General features: G+C 46.9%; 16 protein-coding genes and 1 other RNA gene. 5 read left to right on the forward strand and 12 right to left on the reverse strand.

The genetic code is table 11. From position 1 onward, the window contains the following. Nucleotides 1–80: 80 nt before the first annotated feature. The 6 genes from ABN764_RS27155 to ABN764_RS27180 form a co-directional block, all read right to left on the reverse strand. Nucleotides 81–1,532, reverse strand: coding sequence for a L,D-transpeptidase (locus tag ABN764_RS27155; protein WP_174809384.1), 1,452 nt, complete (start codon nucleotides 1,530–1,532; stop codon nucleotides 81–83). A gap of 22 nt (nucleotides 1,533–1,554) precedes the next feature. Continuing rightward, on the reverse strand, nucleotides 1,555–3,267 hold the full coding sequence (locus ABN764_RS27160; RefSeq protein WP_446673683.1) for a stalk domain-containing protein: 1,713 nt from the start codon (nucleotides 3,265–3,267) through the stop codon (nucleotides 1,555–1,557). A gap of 21 nt (nucleotides 3,268–3,288) precedes the next feature. Then, nucleotides 3,289–5,322, reverse strand: coding sequence for a FecR family protein (locus ABN764_RS27165; RefSeq protein ID WP_446673684.1), 2,034 nt, complete (start codon nucleotides 5,320–5,322; stop codon nucleotides 3,289–3,291). A 92-nt stretch (nucleotides 5,323–5,414) separates the two neighbouring features. After that, nucleotides 5,415–7,271 (reverse strand): CHASE2 domain-containing protein, encoded by a 1,857-nt coding sequence (locus ABN764_RS27170; RefSeq protein ID WP_446673685.1) that lies wholly within the window; start codon nucleotides 7,269–7,271, stop codon nucleotides 5,415–5,417. Between the two features lie 263 nt (nucleotides 7,272–7,534). Continuing rightward, on the reverse strand, nucleotides 7,535–7,768 hold the full coding sequence (locus tag ABN764_RS27175; protein ID WP_021253216.1) for a ferredoxin: 234 nt from the start codon (nucleotides 7,766–7,768) through the stop codon (nucleotides 7,535–7,537). A gap of 115 nt (nucleotides 7,769–7,883) precedes the next feature. Then, a complete protein-coding gene (locus ABN764_RS27180; RefSeq protein ID WP_021253217.1) occupies nucleotides 7,884–9,191 on the reverse strand; it encodes a DNA polymerase IV in 1,308 nt (435 codons plus the stop codon). A 288-nt stretch (nucleotides 9,192–9,479) separates the two neighbouring features. On the opposite strand from ABN764_RS27180, the gene cimA reads away from it, so the two are divergent. Continuing rightward, entirely contained in the window at nucleotides 9,480–11,093 is a 1,614-nt protein-coding gene (gene cimA, locus ABN764_RS27185; protein WP_174809389.1) for a citramalate synthase, read from the forward strand. Nucleotides 11,094–11,182: 89 nt separating this feature from the next. Here the strand turns inward: cimA and ABN764_RS27190 are convergent, their stop codons facing one another. After that, nucleotides 11,183–11,731: a TlpA family protein disulfide reductase gene (locus ABN764_RS27190; protein ID WP_072729753.1), complete on the reverse strand. Its 549-nt coding sequence runs from the start codon at nucleotides 11,729–11,731 to the stop codon at nucleotides 11,183–11,185. A gap of 171 nt (nucleotides 11,732–11,902) precedes the next feature. Between ABN764_RS27190 and ABN764_RS27195 the strand changes: the two genes are divergently transcribed. From ABN764_RS27195 to ABN764_RS27205, 3 genes are all read left to right on the forward strand, one after another. Then, nucleotides 11,903–13,111, forward strand: coding sequence for an MFS transporter (locus tag ABN764_RS27195; protein WP_021253220.1), 1,209 nt, complete (start codon nucleotides 11,903–11,905; stop codon nucleotides 13,109–13,111). A gap of 220 nt (nucleotides 13,112–13,331) precedes the next feature. After that, nucleotides 13,332–13,784, forward strand: a complete 453-nt coding sequence (locus ABN764_RS27200) for a helix-turn-helix domain-containing protein (protein WP_021253221.1) — start codon at nucleotides 13,332–13,334, stop codon at nucleotides 13,782–13,784. A 47-nt stretch (nucleotides 13,785–13,831) separates the two neighbouring features. Next, nucleotides 13,832–14,515: a zinc metallopeptidase gene (locus tag ABN764_RS27205; RefSeq protein ID WP_021253222.1), complete on the forward strand. Its 684-nt coding sequence runs from the start codon at nucleotides 13,832–13,834 to the stop codon at nucleotides 14,513–14,515. A gap of 94 nt (nucleotides 14,516–14,609) precedes the next feature. Here ABN764_RS27205 and gltC read toward each other — a convergent pair whose 3' ends face one another. Further along, nucleotides 14,610–15,554 carry a glutamate biosynthesis transcriptional regulator GltC gene (gltC, locus tag ABN764_RS27210; protein ID WP_021253223.1) on the reverse strand — a complete coding sequence of 315 codons (945 nt, stop codon included), beginning with the start codon at nucleotides 15,552–15,554 and terminating at the stop codon, nucleotides 14,610–14,612. 117 nt (nucleotides 15,555–15,671) lie between these two features. Then, the gene (locus ABN764_RS27215) at nucleotides 15,672–16,265 is read right to left on the reverse strand and encodes a rhomboid family intramembrane serine protease (RefSeq protein WP_021253224.1); all 594 of its coding nucleotides are present in this window, start codon (nucleotides 16,263–16,265) and stop codon (nucleotides 15,672–15,674) included. A 201-nt stretch (nucleotides 16,266–16,466) separates the two neighbouring features. On the opposite strand from ABN764_RS27215, the gene tpx reads away from it, so the two are divergent. Next, nucleotides 16,467–16,985 (forward strand): thiol peroxidase, encoded by a 519-nt coding sequence (gene tpx, locus ABN764_RS27220; protein WP_021253225.1) that lies wholly within the window; start codon nucleotides 16,467–16,469, stop codon nucleotides 16,983–16,985. Nucleotides 16,986–17,113: 128 nt separating this feature from the next. Here tpx and ABN764_RS27225 read toward each other — a convergent pair whose 3' ends face one another. From ABN764_RS27225 to ABN764_RS27235, 3 genes are all read right to left on the reverse strand, one after another. Further along, a complete protein-coding gene (locus ABN764_RS27225) occupies nucleotides 17,114–17,506 on the reverse strand; it encodes a DUF1499 domain-containing protein (RefSeq protein WP_005546086.1) in 393 nt (130 codons plus the stop codon). Between the two features lie 146 nt (nucleotides 17,507–17,652). Then, nucleotides 17,653–17,835: non-coding RNA, 6S RNA (gene ssrS / locus ABN764_RS27230), on the reverse strand. Nucleotides 17,836–18,001: 166 nt separating this feature from the next. Next, nucleotides 18,002–18,823, reverse strand: coding sequence for a YesL family protein (locus ABN764_RS27235; protein ID WP_446673686.1), 822 nt, complete (start codon nucleotides 18,821–18,823; stop codon nucleotides 18,002–18,004). Nucleotides 18,824–18,908: the final 85 nt, after the last annotated feature.

An 18,908-nucleotide genomic window follows, 5' to 3' on the forward strand; every position in this document is an offset into this window, starting at 1 on the left:
TATGGGAAAGAGCCGGATTCCAAGTTATACTTGTGAATTCCGGCTCTTCTTTTTCTTCACAGGTGCGCAAGGATGTTCGATTACAGCCAGCGATATTTCTTGTTCGGATTGTCCTGATTTGGGCTCAATTTGAGCCGGTAGCGGCCCTCCTTGTCCGGTACAAGCAGTTCATCGGGCAATATATCAGAGCCGATTACGACCTCTGTCCCCATCGGCACCATATCGAATAATTCTTCAACATCTTCCTTCCCCATCCGTACACAGCCAAGCGACTTATCTCTCCCAATGCTCTCCGGCTCGTTCGTGCCATGGATCGCATATAAGGTATCCGATAAGGTCATTCCCCTGCTGCCAAAATCTCCAGTAGATGACCCGTTTGGATCGACTACCTTTTCAGAAATCCGGAAGGTCCCTAACGGGGTTCGTTTGCCGCCGAGGCCAACTTTATAGTTTCTAACCATTATATTGCCGCTTACAACCGCAAGCCGATGTCGCTTCTTATCTACCAGAATACGCAGTGGCTCTCTGAACGGATCTAACTCATCGCTCCATATCTGATTCAGCGCCTGCTGCTTAGCCTTTTTCGGGGCTGCCTGCTTGGCGTTCTTCATCCGAGCTATAAATGAAGCAGATACTTCTTCATATGCACTTGCAATCTGCGGCGTAATACCGGACACGATATTGTTCGGGTATTTGCCTGCTAGAGCAGCCAATTGCTTCGGCGGTTGATCCTTCGTATGCAAGGCCGCCGTCAGTGCTGACTTCGCCACTAGCCGTTCTACACTCCTAGGCATCCATTGCTGAACAAAGGATTGTGCCTGGGAGCGATCTGCCTCACATTTGCACTGCTTGCCCTGCAGCGGAGTAATCACGATCCGTCTGCCATCCGAATCGGCTGTCAACCGATTGTCGGCACGCAAGGGCGGCTCCCACATCCACCAATTCTGCTGAACACGAATATTCAGCAAATAGTGAACATGACCAGTCCCAGAGGCGAAATGCTCTGTATGCCTCAGGGCTTGACCGAAGGCTGCATTGTCATGTTCAGGAACAAGAATGCCTATCTGAGTAGAGAGAGCAGGGGTACCAACTAGGTGATGATTCCCGGCTCTCGAAGAAGACGTATCATCACCCGCTGCTTCTATTCCCTCATCAGTAATGGCTGGGTGCAATCGGGAAGGCGCATTCACCTCTCCCGCTATCGAGCCGAGTAGAAGGAATACCAAAATTGCTGCCCCCACCCGGTTCCTCACCTTCCGCGGCGAGGACAACACGGTCTGCTGCATTTGCGTTTGCGCCAGCAGTTCCTCTATTTGTTCAGAAGGACGTGGTACATTCTCGAATGCATGATAAATATCCCCCGCTTGCTTAAAGCAGTATTTCGCCTTGCCTTGTTCGCCATTTCGCTCATACTGTTTCCCGAGCAAGTACCAGGCCATCCGATTATCTGGATGCGCCTCAATATATTCCTTCATGTAAGCTTGGTCTTTCTTCGATCCGAGTGGATGATTTCCATCTGATGAAGACGTCAATCACATTCCTCCCTTCAGCAACTTACTTAGCTGTAATTCGCTGTGGCGGCAAATACGAGCCTGTTGCCGCATAGCGCAGGAAGATTCGGTCTCTAACTACAACTGCTCGAGCTTGTGCAACCCACTGTACATCGAAGCCGAATTGTTCAGCTACGAATCGGACAGGCACTAGAATCCTGCCATTTTGGATAAATGGAGCTGCTGGCAGCTTCGAGACGGATGATGTGCCATTGTCTGTCACATTGACTTGACTGCTCCCCGGACGCAGATCGAAACTGCTATCTCCAAGCTGAAGAATCACACGCTTGTCTGCACGCCATACCGTCTTATACCCCAAGGTTTCAGATAGAACCCTCAGTGGCAAGTAGGTTCTATCATCTTTAATCATCGGCGCTGTATCCGAGTCCAGACGCAAGCGATTATAGACAAGCTGTACCTGGGATGCCCGCGGCTGCCCCGAAGATCCCATAATTCCCTCTGGGAGTTCATAACGGCGAATGAGACGAATTGCATTGTTAAACGCATCCGTCACAGCGATTGACCCGTTCGCAAGTACAGCAACTGCTGTAGGCTCGTGTAGCTTGGCGTACGAGGTAATCCCGTCTACGTCGCCGCTCTTGCCAGCTTGTCCGCTTAGTGTAACGACCTCTCCCTTATATATATATCGGACAACATGGTTCCATCTATCAGCGACTACAATCCCATTTTCCTCCGTAATTGCAATTCCTGAAGGATTGTTGAATAACGATCCTGTAGCAGCGCCGTCGCGATATCCACCAGATGCATACAACACTTGCTGGACGTTCGGTGCTGTATAAGCTGCAGTTGAGCTGCTCCCAGCAATGGTGGATACATCCCCCTGCTTCAAATCAATCACACGAATACGCTGATTTCCAGTATCCGCAACGGCTAACTTGCCATCACGCATCATTGCAATCCCACTTGGTTCATTGAACTTTGCCTCAGCGAGCTTGCCATCCTTATAATCTCCAGCTCCAGTTACAGCTCCAGGGGAATATTCGACGATTCGAGAAGAACGGGCCGTCAATGTCGTGACCGTACCATTGGCATCAATCCGTCGAATGACATGATTTAATGCATCAGCCACATAGATAGACCCGTCATCCGCTACTGCAATTGCACGCGGCGAATAGAAGCGCGCCTGCCCCGCTTCGCCATCCTTCCATCCAGGAACGCCATCGCCGGCTACAGTTGATACATTCCCATTCCGATCAATTTTACGAATAATATGATTGCCTGCATCAGCTACGTACAGATTCCCCTTCTTATCCGTTGCCATTCCAATCGGCTGATCGAATTGAGCTTGAACATCGTTCCCGTCTTTCCATCCCTTCGTATTCCTCATGCCTATTGTCGCCAATATCCGCCCATTTACGTCCAGTCGTCGGATGACCTGATTGCGTGTGTCTGCAACAACAACCGATTTCCCTTCGGATACAATTCCAGAAGGGAATTGCAGGCTCTCTTCTTGTTTTTTGGCCAGCGCGCTGCCTGATAAGTAAACCGTTTCGTACCAATGTGATGCAGTCTTCCATGCGCCCATCTCGATCGCTGGGGAAGTAAAGCGTTCAAATGCTTGCGTCTGATCAGAATTCTTGTTCAACGATGAGGCTGCTGCATAAACCTCGGCAGATGATGCCACCGATGCAGTACTCGCTATCAGCATAAAGGTGACGGCAAGGCGGAATTTCCCCGTTACTAGTCCTACTTTCATCTCCACTATCTCCTTCAATCTTTACGGAGTAACCTTAATCTCAAGTGGTTTCTCCATTTTATTGACTTGCAGCAGCGCACCTTTCTCATCATAGAAACGAACATTGGATAGTTCCAATGTAACTGGGTCTTTGCTGCCATCCTTTTTATAAGGCAGCTTAATGAGCGTGTCGTCACTGCTTAGCGTCACATGTCCAGTTTTAGTCATCATAATACGGTACGTAATCAGGTTGCCTGCCGTCACTACCGAATCCACACTATTGCTCGACTGATAATCTCCAGGGAGGTGTGCAATTCGAAATTTGCCCCCGCCATCACGATATGTATCCGGTTGACTCAGCAATTGAGCTTTGTCTATCTCAGCTCCAGCTACCTTGATTGTAAATTGCAGTGTTGCCGCAGGAATCGGTGATGTTAGTCGCTTCAGTACTGCCGACACAACGAAATCCTCATTTGGCTTGACTTGATCTACATTGGCAGCCAGTTCGAGAACATGCTCCTGTGGTTTCGGATCTGGTTTTGGATCTGGTTTTGGATCCGGTTTTGGATCCGGTTTTGGATCTGGCTTCGGATCTGGTTTGGTTGGGTCCGGCTTACTTGGATCTGGCGTATTCGGATTAGGATTCATTTTTCCACCCTGGGTATCGCCTTTATTTTTGTCCGCTTCCTGACAAACTCGGTTTTCGTACGCATTCTGGCATACTTCCAAGCGGGCATTTTTCAGATTTTCTTTAAATTGCTGTTTTGCATGCTCCGAACCAAGAGAGTCCTCGTAGTTCTTTTCTATTTTGGCCAGCTCTTCAAACTCCGCAGCCATCCGCTGCTCTTCAAGCGAATGATTGCTTCCTTCCTTAGGGAGAGACACATTGTCTTGGAGCACTCCCAGCTTAACCTGTTCTTCAACATGCTTACGTATAAGAGACTGCTGCAGACCTTCCTCCTTTGTCAACATGAGCTTGGCTGTTTTCCATGGCAGCCCAGTCCGATTTGCCTCCTGTTCGGTCAGCTTGCCATGTTCAACCGCAGTACGGACCACATATGCAATAAAATCACTCACATTATGGGCTGCTCGAGTCTCAAACAGAATCGATTCACTCTTGCCGCTGTTCAAAATATCACCGATCATCTGAATGGATCCAATCGGCAGAATCCCACCGTATTTGCCCTGCAGCAAGCCATACGATCGAAGTGCATCACAAGAGCGCAACTGCTTTTGTACTGCTTCACACTTTTCCGCTAACCAATGAGTCCTCATCGCTTTATTCTCATCTTCTGCATCTGACGCACCCGCAATCATCGCCTGAACAATGGCCATGTCCCATTGATCCAGCAATGTTATCGCATCCGCGTATCCATATTTCATTCCAGTGCCCTGCTCAGATTCCGAGAACGCCGCAGTCTGTGCCGGAAATACATCATGATGGCCTATCGTTACGACCTTGCTTCTGCCGAATGTTGAATCCAGCTTCGTCCCTTGCCGATTGTCAAGAGAACCAGCATCACTGCTTATCTTGATTGGGTACTCGGTACGTACCGTACCGGCTGTAACATACAACTGGGTCAGTCCATTGAACGGATGCACTTTAACCCCAAATTGTGTTCCGCGCACCGCCATAACAGTCGTCGGCGTCTCAAGGACGAACCGATCATCGGTTCCCGCAATCGATTTTACCTTGGCAAATACAGAGCCAGCCCATACACCGATGCGTGTTTTTACACCGTCGTCCTTTTTTAGTTCTGTAAAACTAACATCTGCACTCGCCCCGATGGTCAGCTCATCATCTTTATCCCCACCGGCCAATTGAATAACAATGCGTGATTTATCTCCCGTGAGAAGACGATCACCTTGATTAATGCTCATCTTCTTGAACACTTGGATCGCCTTGTCCCCTCCTGCCTTCGTTACGTATACACTGCCCTTCCATTCCTTCACAACACCTACTCGTACAGCTTTGGCAGGAGCCTCTGCACCGTACACGGTTCCCCATGCTCCAGTTCCAAATAGAGTGAAAAATACAACCATACAGGCGAGGCTGCTTTGCAACAAGCGTTTCATTTGCATTCCTCCATGCTCTCCTTACATCACATATAATTCAGGTGTCAGACAACGTCAGCATGAACATACTGACGGGTCCCCTTCGTTCTGACTCATTCTCGTTCTGATAACACTTCATATGCCATTACTTCTTCGGACTTCCCCTTTAATTGGAGGGATCCAATCTTTGCCAGGTCGAAGCGATTGCATATTCGCACATACGTACCTTCCCCAACCACGATTTGCCCTGGTAAAGCCCTTGATTCTAAGCGTGAAGCCACATTGACGCTATCTCCAATCGCCGTGTAGTCCAAGCGTAGCTTCTCTGAACCAACATTGCCCACAATCGCTTCCCCACTCTGAATGCCAATGCCGATCCCAAATCGATCACTAAGCTCAATACCTTCCGCTAGCCGTGAACGCAATTCCTCAGCACAGCGCTGAAGCTCTAATGCGGCACGCACTGCATGATCCGCATGATTATCAAGGTGATATGGAGCTCCGAAGATCGCCATAACGCCATCACCCATAAATTTATCTAATGTCCCATTGTGCTTAAATATCGTGTCAGCGCACAGATGCAAATATTGATTCAAGAGCTGAAGCGTTGACTCTGGTGCCAATCGTTCTGACAATGGGGTAAATCCTCTAACATCAATGAACATCACTGTAATATCCGTGCGTACCCCACCTGCCTTAACAGGCTCATGTGATTCCAACAGCTTCGTTACCACGGAGGGTGATACATATCTGCCGAATAGATCTTCAACATGCTGTCTTGCTCTCCGTTCCTCCCGACCACGGTAAGCGACAATGAGAATATAAGAAACCCCCATTCCGCACAATTCGGTAAAGTAAGGAATGAAGACAGAGCCGCTCTCGTAAATCCCAATCCATATGAGCGTAAATAGCAAGACGATGCCTATAGCAGCAGCTGCCCCTCGAATTCCCCGAATTCGCGATGCACTCCAGACTACGGCACCAATGCCAATGAACAAGGCAAGAACGTTCCATGCGATTGGCGCTTCCTTATAGAAGCGGCCTTCTACCAGGGATTGAACCATATTCGCGTGAATCTCAACACCATACAATGTCATGGATCGACTAAGCGGTGTCATATGCCGGTCGCTCAAAGACGCAGCATATGGACCTATCAGCACGACAGAATCCTTATAATAAGAAGGATCAACCGTGCCATTCCATACATCAGCGAATGACTGACGGTCATATCCGTCCACGTCCTCCTCACTGCTTCCATATATAGAGGAGAAATAATCAAAAGCAGCTTGCCCACGATCATCAGTTGGAATTCGCTTTGCTCCTCTATACCATGTTCCACTTGTCTCATCCCATGAAATCTGTTCATTTTCCGGCAGCAGCTGATTCGCCGCTAAAATATCAATCGAGGGAATCATACTTCCCCGCTCATCCGGAATGCCAAGACAGATTTTGCGGATAACACCATCTCCATCAGGCAGTACATTCACATGTCCAAGCTGACTTTCACCAATTTGAATGGAGGATGGGGGCCGTTCCACACTTTCCGCCCGAAGGGAATCCGCATGTTCCTGTAAGGGAAGAAGGGATACTTGCACGGGTAAATAAATGGTTGGGTATGTATTCAATTGCTCAGATAAGGTTCGGTCGTCCCTCTCATTCTGGGAAGGATCTAGCATAAGTATATCGATGATGACCGCCCTAGCTCCAGCCTTCATCAGCTTCGCGCTTAATTCAGCATAATGGGATCGTGGCCATGGGAAAGAGCCCATCTGTGCCAAGGAAGGCTCATCAATCGTAATCATCTTAATTCGATCATCTGGTTGGCGTTCTTCAATACTCTTCGTACGCAAGGCATCACGAAATGCCTGCTCTGCCATATGAAACACGCCGCCTGTCCCATTACTATACCCATATACCGTAACCATCGTCAGTATCATAACAACCAATGACGGGACGGCAAATTTTTTCATTTCGATATCACCTGCTTCATTTGAAGGCATGAACCCATATATTGAGAATTACAGTTTGATATACTCTGCTATATTTAATCTATCATATTGTATGAGCGTATACGATGATATGGGCAATTTCAAGTTGAATTTTGTCGAATTTTGCGAATTTTTGCTTTGACGCAGTAATTAGATGGGGTGAGCAGATATAATAAAATCCCCGCGGGAGGCGCGGGGATCGTGTAGGTATTCTCTCTCTATGTGAGTATACTGCTTGCAGTAGGTTAGTTAAATGGTGCGTCCGCAATCTTAATAGAATCTGTTGGGCAGCCATCTGCAGCATCTTGCAGATCGTCGAACAGATCGTCAGGGATAGCGGTTACCCCTTGGTTGTTATCACCTTCATAAATAACTTCTGCGATACCTTCATCGTCGTAGTCGTAAATGTCAGGTGCAGTAGCTCCACATGCGCCACAAGCGATGCATGTGTCTTTATCAACCCAAGTATATTTTGCCATTGGTTAGTTCCCTCCTGTAATGTTACAGATCTTCTTGGTTCCTCCGTTATCAATATAATACAAACAAGCTTGGAATTCAAACGATTTCCAACTTTTTTAAATGATTTGGAAATTATTATTCGTCGCCTGATTCATGCAGCGTATCCGTCTGGAGTGAAGTCCCTCGTACACGATGGTTGCGAAGCAATGAGGATGGATCATCCCCTATCATTCCTAACGTAACAATCGCATTCTCTCCATATTTATCTCGAATCCGATCCATCGTCTCTATCAATTGCTCCCGCTTCGGCTGTCGCTCGAAGTCGAACAGATCCAACTGAACGGCTGCCTCTTGCTTCGGTACTAGATTTTGACCCGTAATCCCCAGCAGTCGAATAGGGCTGCCTGAAGTCCAATGTCGTTCATAGAGCTTCCATGCTTCATCCAGCAAGATGTCCGCATCATCTGTCGGCCCTTGAAGCGTGCTAGACCTCGTAATCGTCTTCATTTCCGGATTACGAATCGTAAGCTGCACCGTTTGCGCCATCAACTTCTGCTTCCTGATCCGACGAGCAACTTGATCAGCCAAGTTCAGCAGAACCCTTCTTACTTCTTCCTTCGATTCCACATCCCTAGGCAAAGTGGTCGTATGACCGATCGATTTGCTCTGTTCGCGTTCCGCCTTCACCTGCCCGTCGTCCAAACCATGTGCCGCCTGCTTCATCCAATGTCCCTGTATGCCAAATAAAGAAACAAGTCTCCCCTCATCAGCATGGGCAAGCTCTCCGATGGTTCGTATTCCTGCCCGTGACAGCTTATCTGCAGTCTTCCGCCCAATGCCGAACAACTCCCCGCATGGCCTGTGCCACAATTGCTGAGGTACATCTCGGATTCGAAGGATCGTTATGCCGTTTGGCTTCTTCATATCAGAGGCCATCTTCGCCAGCAGCTTATTAGGCGCGACACCTATAGAGCACGGCAAACTTAATTCTTCACGGATTCGCGTCTGAAGTTCGTTCGCGATATCGAGCGGTGTTCCGAATATTTTGGATCCAGTAATATCCATATAACACTCATCAATCGATACCACTTCCACCAGTGGGGTATAGCTACGTGCAATGTCTATGAAGGCTCTCGAGTACTTCCGATATAAATAAAAATCTGGACGAATGACAATCAAGTGAGGACATAGCCGCATCGCCTGCTTCACATGCATTCCTGTTCGAATACCAAGCTTACGGGCTGCATAAGAACAAGTAACAATGATCCCCTTGCGCAATTCCATACTTCCTGCAACCGCTGTTGGCTTCCCCAGATACTTCTCCGGCTCCTCTGCGGCATGTACAGAGCAATAGAAGGCATTCATATCGAGATGCAGAATGACGCGACCCTTGGTCGGATAATATTGTTGTATGTTATCACGCGAGGTTTCGTTCTCGTTCATACACTGTCCTCCTTCCTAACATATTAATGAAACTTCTCATCCATAATTTAATTGTAAAATATATACAGCGTTGTTAATCGTTCAATTCATCTATTCGAACAATTGTTCTTCCTAATTCCTAAGCTTACCGATATCTCTGATCGGTTGCAAGCCTCATTCAAGACTCCCGTTGAAAAAAAACAGTGATTCATTTATGAAAATACGTCTATACAAGCAAAAAAGCAGTGCTATAATAGGGAAATAGTTATTTCCATATTCATCCTTGCAAAACTGAAGGAGGTTCCGAGAATGTCGAAAGTCATTTCTATTTTTGACACTACACTTCGCGACGGCACCCAAGGCGAAGGGATTAGCTTGTCTGCAGACGATAAGATCAAGATCGCGCGCAAACTTGATGCGCTTGGCGTCACATACATTGAAGGCGGCATTCCAGGCAGCAATGGCAAGGATATAGAATTTTTCAAACGAGTAGCGGCATATTCATGGAATGCGAAGTTAACAGCATTCGGCAGCACTCGCCGCAAAGACTCAATGGCCGAACAGGATTCGAACCTTAATCGGATAATCGAAGCGAAGGTTCCTGCCGCAACGCTTGTCGGGAAGTCATGGGACTTCCACGTACACACTGCGCTTCAAACTACGCTGGATGAGAACCTAGCTATGATCTATGATTCCATCGCCTATCTGAAGCGAGCAGGGCTTGAAGTCATGTTGGATGCTGAGCACTTCTTCGACGGATACAAGAACAATACAGAATATGCGCTTGCTGTACTACGTAAGGCGCAAGAAGCCGGAGTTGATTGGGTCGTTATGTGCGATACGAATGGCGGAACGCTTCCTGGCGAGATCGGCAGTATTATTCGTGACGTACACAATCACGTCCAAGTGAAACTCGGCATTCATACTCATAATGATTGTGAGCTTGCTGTAGCGAACACACTTGCTGCGGTAGAGGCGGGTGTTACCCAAGTGCAGGGCACCATTAACGGATATGGCGAGAGATGCGGCAATGCTAATTTGTGCTCGATCATCCCAACACTTCAATTGAAGATGGGCTATTCTTGTGTTAACGCAGAGCAACTACAATCGTTGACGCCTGCTGCACGCTATATCAGCGAAATTGCCAACGTCACGATGCCTGTGAATCAGCCTTATGTCGGCAATGCAGCCTTCGCCCACAAGGGTGGAATCCACGTGTCCGCGATTATGAAGGATGCCCGTACCTACGAGCATATCGTGCCTGAGCTGGTTGGCAACAAGCAGCGAATTCTCGTCTCAGAACTAGCAGGTCAGAGCAATGTACTATCCAAAGCACAACAATTGGGCTATGAGCTTGACCCTACGAAGCCTGAAACGAGGGCCATTATGGAGAAAATCAAGGAGCTTGAGCATCAGGGATATCAATTCGAAGGTGCTGACGCTTCGTTGGAGCTGTTGTTGCGCCAGGCTACAGGTCAAGCCGAAGATCCATTTACATTCGAATCTTTCAAAATACTAGTTGAAAAATCTTCATTACGCTCCGTTGTATCGGAAGCGATTGTGAAGCTGCAAATTGATGACGAGTCGATCTATATGGCTGCAGAAGGCAACGGTCCTGTGAACGCTCTCGACAGCGCATTGCGCAAAGCACTGAGCCGTCACTACCCTTCCATCGCCGACATGCACCTCACCGATTACAAGGTTAGGGTGCTCGATGAGAATAATACGACGGCTGCCAAGGTACGCGTGCTTATCGAATCAACAGACTCGCGCAATACATGGAGTACGGTTGGCGTCTCTAGCAACGTCATCGAAGCGAGCTGGGAAGCACTTATTGACAGTATTCGTTATGCACTCATCGGTCAAGAGAAAGTCGCTACATCGGCTGAACGCAAAGAACAAGTCGGACTCGTCAATCACTAATAAAATGCGATATATCCGGAATACGAAAACAGCCATAACCCCTTTAACGAAGAGGTTACGGCTGTTTTCATTTTTCGTTTTTCGTTTTTTTATTCCTCTATGACTTGTTGAATCGCTTTTTCTAATTCAGCTGGAGGTCTTATGCCATCGTAACGCTGCCGGATTACCCCATTCTTATCCAGCAATACATTGGTAGGAAATCCAATTCCGTTATACGCCTTGAAAGCTTTCCCCGCGGTATCCAAGAGCACTGGATTCGTCAACCCAAAGGCAGACACGAATTCTTTGGCTCCTTCCTCCGTATCATGAGCGGTCACATTGATCGATACCATCAACAGCTTATCCTTGTATTTATCATGCAGCTTCACTAAATCAGGTGCCTCTGCCTTGCATGGATCGCACCATGAAGCCCAGAAGTTTACAAAAATCGGCTTATCCTGCTTGCCACCAACTGTAATCGGATTCTGACCGCCAAGCACATCCAGTGATATGGACGGTGCTAACTGCCCTACTTGTCCGCCAATCTTAGTCGGTGTGTCATTCATGGAAGCGGTAGTGTCTGACTTATCGTAATTGTTCCATATCGCGATTCCAATGAGCGCAACACTCACTACAAGCAATATTAGACTTTTTTTCATTCTTGATTCTCCTTGTTCGCGTCTTGTTCCGTGTTCATATTGTACCCTTTTTCCAGCAAAAATACGATTCCCCACAATAGCTTTCTGAGCAAACTTACGTATGCCAACCTAATTATGCGGGCACAGTAACGACGAATTGAAATATGACTACTCGCGAAGGAAAGATGATATATGGCATCCCAACAATCAAGGCCATTATGGATTGAATATGCAGCGTTAGCAACTGTCCCGCTTGTTATGGTATTGGGCAATTCCATGCTCGTGCCCATTCTGCCCGAGGTGAAGCGCAATCTCGGATTAACTTCCCTGCAGACAAGCTTCATCATCACCTTGTTCTCACTGTCTGCCGCCATTATTATCCCGGTCGCTGGATACTTATCCGATCGCTATGGCCGCAAGAAGATTATCATACCTGGTCTTCTCATCTATGGGATTGCCGGGGTGTTCACCGGCCTTGGCGCGTTGTGGAATTCCTATCCACTGCTCATTAGTTCACGAGCAGTTCAAGGCTTGGGTGCAGCAGGAACTGCACCTATCGCCATGGCTCTCGTAGGGGATTTATATAAGGATGCCGAAGAGAGCAAAGCCATGGGCTTAATTGAAGCATCGAACGGAGCTGGCAAAGTTATTAGTCCGATTCTTGGCGCTGCGCTTGCTCTCTGGACATGGACCGCTCCTTTTTTTGCATTCCCATGTTTTTGCGCGCTCTCGCTTGTGGCCATTATCTGGCTCATTAAAGAGCCCAAACGCCAAAAGGAGCCAACCCCGCTCAAAACTTATTTGCATAATGTCGGCTCCATATTTAAGAAAATGGGACGGTGGCTCATCCCCGCATTTTTTGCAGGGTCGCTCGCTTTATTCATTTTGTTTGGCATTTTGATTTATCTATCCGATATATTAGAGGAAAAGCCGTATTCCATCCAAGGCGTTGTGAAGGGTCTTGTACTGGCAATCCCTTTGCTTGGCATCGTAACGACTGCATTTATCACAGGCAGCGTAATCAAGAAGAACGGCATACTTATCCGGCGAATGATGATCATCGGGCTTGTTCTTATGTCTCTGTCATTGGGACTCACCATTATGTTCCATAAGCAGGTCTATTGGTTTATTGCGTTAATTACAATAAGTAGTATAGGTACTGGCATGCTGCTGCCTTGTCTCAATACGATGATTACGGGCAGCGTGGAGAAGGCTGAGCGCGGCATGATTACATCGCTATACAGCAGCCTGCGATTTTTCGGCGTAGCCCTGGGTCCTCCCCTGTTCACTTGGATGATGAGCAAGTCACATCAGATCATTTTTATTTCGGTGACAGCTCTATCCATCATTGCCCTTGTACTCGTCTGTCTCTTTATTAAGCCGGATGCGAAGGTTCAATGATCATTCCCATCATCCCCTAAATAAGATAAGCGAAGTCTCGGAGCGGACACCATTCTATGGCCGCTCCTTTCTGCCATTTCTCGCTAAGTTGAACTCTGCTCCAGGAAAGAATGTAAATTGTCATATAAATGCCATGTTCAAACAGGAATTTCAGAACCATAACGTTTGACTGTATGGTTTGCAATCTTGTATCATAGAATGAATAAGTGAGGTGATGACGATGGGGGCTACTAACAAGTTAATACGAATCGGAGAGCTGGCACGCGCCGCGAATGTAAGTCAACGAACGATTGACTATTACACGACGATAGGCCTGATTGAACCGGTGAAGCGCACAAATACAAACTATCGTCTGTACAGTCATGAAACGATTGAACGAATCGAACGTATTAATCAATTAAAACAAGAAAAGTATAGTCTCGATGAAATCAAGCTTTACTTCTCGCAATTGAACAGCGTGACTGCAGAACGTGAATTGGAAGAACGACTTACCGAATTGCAAATCCATTTGCAAAAGCTCGAACGTGAAGCAAAAGAGCTCAGCCCAATGCTGGATAAGCTCAAACCAACACAAGCGCAGTCATTGTTCAATCGTCTCGCAGCTCAAAGCGCGGCTTGTGTAGAGGTACTGCTCACATTGATCGATAAGGGCAACAATCACTTTATGATGTAAGTTAGATTGCTGCTTGACCGTACTCTTGATGTTTAGGAGGTTTGTACATGCTATTTTTTCACCCGATGGATTTCTTGATTCTAATCGCTTTTGGGCTCTCAATTTGGGCGCAGTTCCGCGTTAAAGGAACCTTTCAACGCTTTGCTCAAGTAAGAGCAATGAGTGGTCTAACCGGTTACGAGGCAGCGCGCCGCATGCTGGACGCGAATGGCCTGCATGATGTTCCAATCGAGCCGATTCAAGGTGCGCTTACTGACCATTACGACCCGATTAACCGTGTTGTACGTTTGTCCGAACCCGTATATTATGAGAACTCAATCTCTGCAATCTCAGTAGCATGCCATGAAATCGGCCATGCGATTCAGCACCAGCAGTCCTATCCGATGCTTGTTCTGCGCCATCGCATGTTCCCATTAGTTAATTTCTCATCTGGTATTGCGCCTTTCATGTTGATCGCAGGCTTCCTCTTCCAATGGAGCAATTTGATTCTGTTAGGGATTATTTTCTTCTCTGCTGCGGTATTGTTCCAGCTTGTTACCTTGCCAGTTGAGTTCGATGCAAGCAGACGTGCACGCGATCTAATGATTGCTGAAGGATTCGTAACGAACGAAGAAGAGCGTGGCGTAGCGAAGGTTCTTAACGCAGCGGCATTAACCTACGTTGCAGCAGCTGCCATTTCTGTACTGGAACTATTGAAGTACATTATGATCTTTACAAATCGCAACGACTAATCTCGAACGTGAGCCATTGATCCAAGAATCGAAGAGCCCCATTCCTATGCGGATACGCATGGAATGGGGCTCTTCTGTATCATGACAAGCCTATTTATGATGAGCTAGCAGAAGATGAAGCCGCCGCTGTTTTAGCTAGTTGCTGTAAGTCGTGCTGAGCAAAATATTGAAGTAAAAAGGCATGGAATGTATGTGCGACAAGAGGCAATTTCTCCCCTGATCGGCGTATGATGCCTATTGTTCTCGTTACTTCCGGCTTTACAACCCGAACTCTGGCAGGCTGAAGCTCAGAAGTATGTTGAAGCGCCATGTCCGGCAATAAACTCACTCCCATACCAGCAGCGACAAGTCCCCTTATGGTTTCAGTCTCCTCACCTTCGAAGCCAATACGCGGCGTAAAGCCCGCTTCGATGCAAGCATCCCATACAATGGGACGTAGGGAATACCCTGGACTAAACAGAACAAAAGTATCTTCTTTCAGCTGCGTCAATGTGATTTCTTGTTCATTCGACAACGGGTGATTTGGCGGCAAGATTGCAAACAATTCCTCGGTCAACACAATCTCTCCGGTTACATGCTCACACTCCTTCGGGAAAGGAGAAATGAACGCGAGATCCACTTCGCCGGATACGATATCCCGGATTAGTGACGGATACATGCCTTGCTTGAAACGAAACTTTACATTCGGATGACGCTTGCGGAATTCTGCTACGATGCTAGGAATGAGATGCACACCTAGACTATGCGGGAACCCAATCCGAACTTCCCCCAACTCTGGATCCATAAACTCTTGCACTTCTTGAATCGATCGCTCAAGATCCTTCAAGATTTCCTCCGCCCGCTTGCAGAACAATTGACCAACAGGTGTTAACTGAAGGTTCCGTCCCTTCTGAAGGAACAACTTAACACCTAGCTCTTCCTCTAGTTGATGGATTTGCCGGCTGACGGCGGATTGCGCCACATGCAGTTCTTCAGCAGCTTGCGTGACATGCTCTTTTTGCGCCACTTTCACAAAGTAGTGCAATTGCCTAAGTTCCACGACTTCTCGCTCCGTTCTGTCAATTATGCTATTTCATCAATATCATTTTCTACCTGCAATTCAAGAGGAGTGCATCACTACCCTCTGGACAAGAGCTGTATGATATGCAAGCTCTGCTCACCGGATAAGCCTTAATACACCATACACGACAAATCCAGCGGCTAAGCCACCCAGATGGGCACTCCAGCTGATGCCTTGAATGACAAAGGATTGAACAATACCAATCCCTAATATTATAAGCAATGTTCGACGGGATGCCTCATCAAGTGTCTGACGCCGGAACAGGGCAATAAACAAATAGGCCCCGTAAATGCCGTATATTGCACCTGATGCTCCAACCGCAAGTGTCCCCCATTCCGATAGCCACAGTGCAGTCGCATTCCCTAGCAATCCACTTATGACATACAGGACGGCATACTTGAACGATCCCATCATCTGTTCGAGCGGCGGTGCAAAGACAAATAAGGCGAACATATTAAACAGCAAATGCTCAAACCCACCATGCAGGAACATGGCAGCGGCAATGCGCCATGTCTCCTTATTGAACGGCTCTACCTTCCAGATTGCCCCATGTCGAAATAGATTTTCACCATTTGTACCACCACTAGCCATCAGCACGATAAACATCACGATATTGGCGATGATCAGCAGCGTTGTAATCGGGTAGCTTTTGACATAGGTGCGCCAATTCTCGTACCGAATAAAAATCATCGAGTTTCTCCTCACTTTCACCTGCCAGTTCACATTCATAGGCGTACTTGCCCCAACCATGTAATCGGCTACTCGGAATCATTCTCAATCGTGTAGCGAATTCATCACGAAGCGACATTGGACAACCTTATGTGCAAACCGTATAATGGACAATAGGTTTACCAATTATGTGCATGATATGTAAGAAGGAGGCTACCAACCATGTCCGCAGAACGTACAGGTGTGGCAACATTAAAAGGAAATCCTATCACATTGATCGGCCCTGAACTTAAAGTAGGCGATAAAGCGCCTGAATTCCAATTGAATAAATCGCTTGTTGATGTAGTTGGGCTTGAACAATTCGCTGGTAAAGTAAAATTAATCAGTGTAATCCCATCCATCGATACAGGTGTTTGCGATGCGCAGACGCGCCGCTTTAACGAGGAAGCTTCCAAGCTTGGCGACAAAGCCGCAATTATTACCGTGAGTGTTGACCTCCCAATGGCACAAGCTCGCTGGTGCGGAGCAGCCGGTGTGGACAATGTCGTCATGCTGTCTGACTACAAGGACAACAACTTCGGCAAATCTTACGGTGTGCTGATTAAGGAATTACACCTCGATATGCGCTCCATCTTCGTAGTGGATGCCGATAATACGATCCGTTATGTTGAATATGTTAGCGAGATGACAGAGCACCCTAGTTATGAGCAAGCATTGGCTGCTGTCCAAGCGCTTCTGTAACACCGCGACACAAATCAACTAGAGTAAAAGCGAGAGAAGAGTGAAGGCTCCTCTCTCGCTTCATGATCCTATCAACGAGTATTCATATATCGCCCTACAGCGCCCGCTACTACCTTCACTTCCGCTCATTAGCTATTCATTTTGTAAGATGCCAACTTCTTGTCCAATATGGCATACAAATCAAGAATAACACGATAGTTCGCTCCAAAATCACCAAGTCCACCGCGAGACGCGGAATAGATATCTATTGCGGTCTTGTTTGGTCCTACGTTAATGACAGATACGGTTATATCCATCGTCCGCCCCGTCATTGTTCTCTTCTCTAGCGTAATCTCGCCTACAGAAGACACCTCATGCAACACTTTGTACCCTTGAATTTTCTTTAGCGTGGATGTAACTTCACCCCAAGCTTTCTCTCGGGACATTTGATAATAATGCGTTTTCAATTTAGGGTCCTTTGCACGATCGCCGCTCGATTCAAAACTGCGAACGATACCGACCAGTACACGTTTGAGTGACAAGAGTGTGTTCCTCCTTTTTCTAGACAGCCGATGCTCACTTATCTATAGTGTAACATTGTTCGTAAGGATACGAAAGAGGATTTACATAGAAAAAGAAAACACCTCCTCCCATGAAGTCATTCACGAAAGAAGGTGATTCGTTAGAAAGAAAACCCGCCTATGCCGTTCAGCTCCTATGCTTCTGAACCCGCTCTCGCAGGTGGGTGCTCGCATAAGTACGTTTGACTTCCCTTCGGAGAGGGCTTGCCAGCGATACTTAGATGTTGAACTCCCTAGAAACAAACATTGGTTCAAAACAACGTAAGCCTACACGTACATCGCAGGATGTATTGTTTATTATACTGTGTTGTTCACGTATTGTAAACCTTGCGCCTTGCGTATTTCTTACCATTCAGTAGCGGATAAACTCTTAAAAAGCTACCCAAACATTCTAGTTCATCCGTTAGGATCAACATCATATCACATTTCTTCAATGCAATGCAAGTTCTAGTTCTCTTACTGCTTGTTAGTCGTGTTCCCCGCTTGTTCTCCATCCAATTGCGCAGCCTCTGATGTCTTGCCGTTCTCTGTATCGGCCGCTTCTTCACCTTCACCTTCCTGAGCAGCCACCATGCGCTGGTACTTGTCCTGAATCTTCGTGAAGGCGTTATTGAAGTTGAAGTAAGATAAGTATGCAATAAGTGAACCTGTGAAGAAGAACAATAGAACTGGCCATTTCGTCAAGCTAAAGTATAAAATGATGCAGCTCAATACAATCGTTACGATACTGCTAACAGGAGTGAAAATCGTTAACAGCACACTGTTCTTCATAATATGTGTTGTTTTTGCTTGTAAATGTGCAACCATCGAGAAGAAGTTAAACAGTGAAACGAACAGCAATATCAGCAAACCTAGCATTGCATACCCGATAAACTGCATAGACTTCAACTCAGTCATATACACGTAATAGTCGATATACATAATAACGAACAGCAGCGTGTAGAAGATACCGCCTACCATCGCCTGCTTATAATTATCTTTGTATGATTTGAAGAAGGTACGCAGGAGCTTTACGTCCGTGTCCCCCATGATCCACTTCCGCGCAACGGAGAACATCGCAGCTGTCGCTGGGAACAATGTAAACGGTGCCACAAGTCCCATCGCCCAATTCATCGTAATGGATTCATTGATAAAGTTCTGCTGATCAACCATCAGCTTCATGAATAAAAAAATAAAAAAAGGTGACGAACAGATAAGCCACAATATGTTCGTGACCGAAAAACGCATGATCCATTCTGAAATGCGGTAAAAGCCGCCCATAATCCCTCGAAATTCCAAAGGTCATTCCCCCTCATCATCCTGTCTCTACTACTATAATACAAATTGCTACCTTAGTGCCAGTGCCTATTTTGCATCCAATTAG

This window comes from Paenibacillus wuxiensis, assembly GCF_040195695.1.
Lineage (GTDB): Bacteria > Bacillota > Bacilli > Paenibacillales > Paenibacillaceae > Paenibacillus_B > Paenibacillus_B suaedae.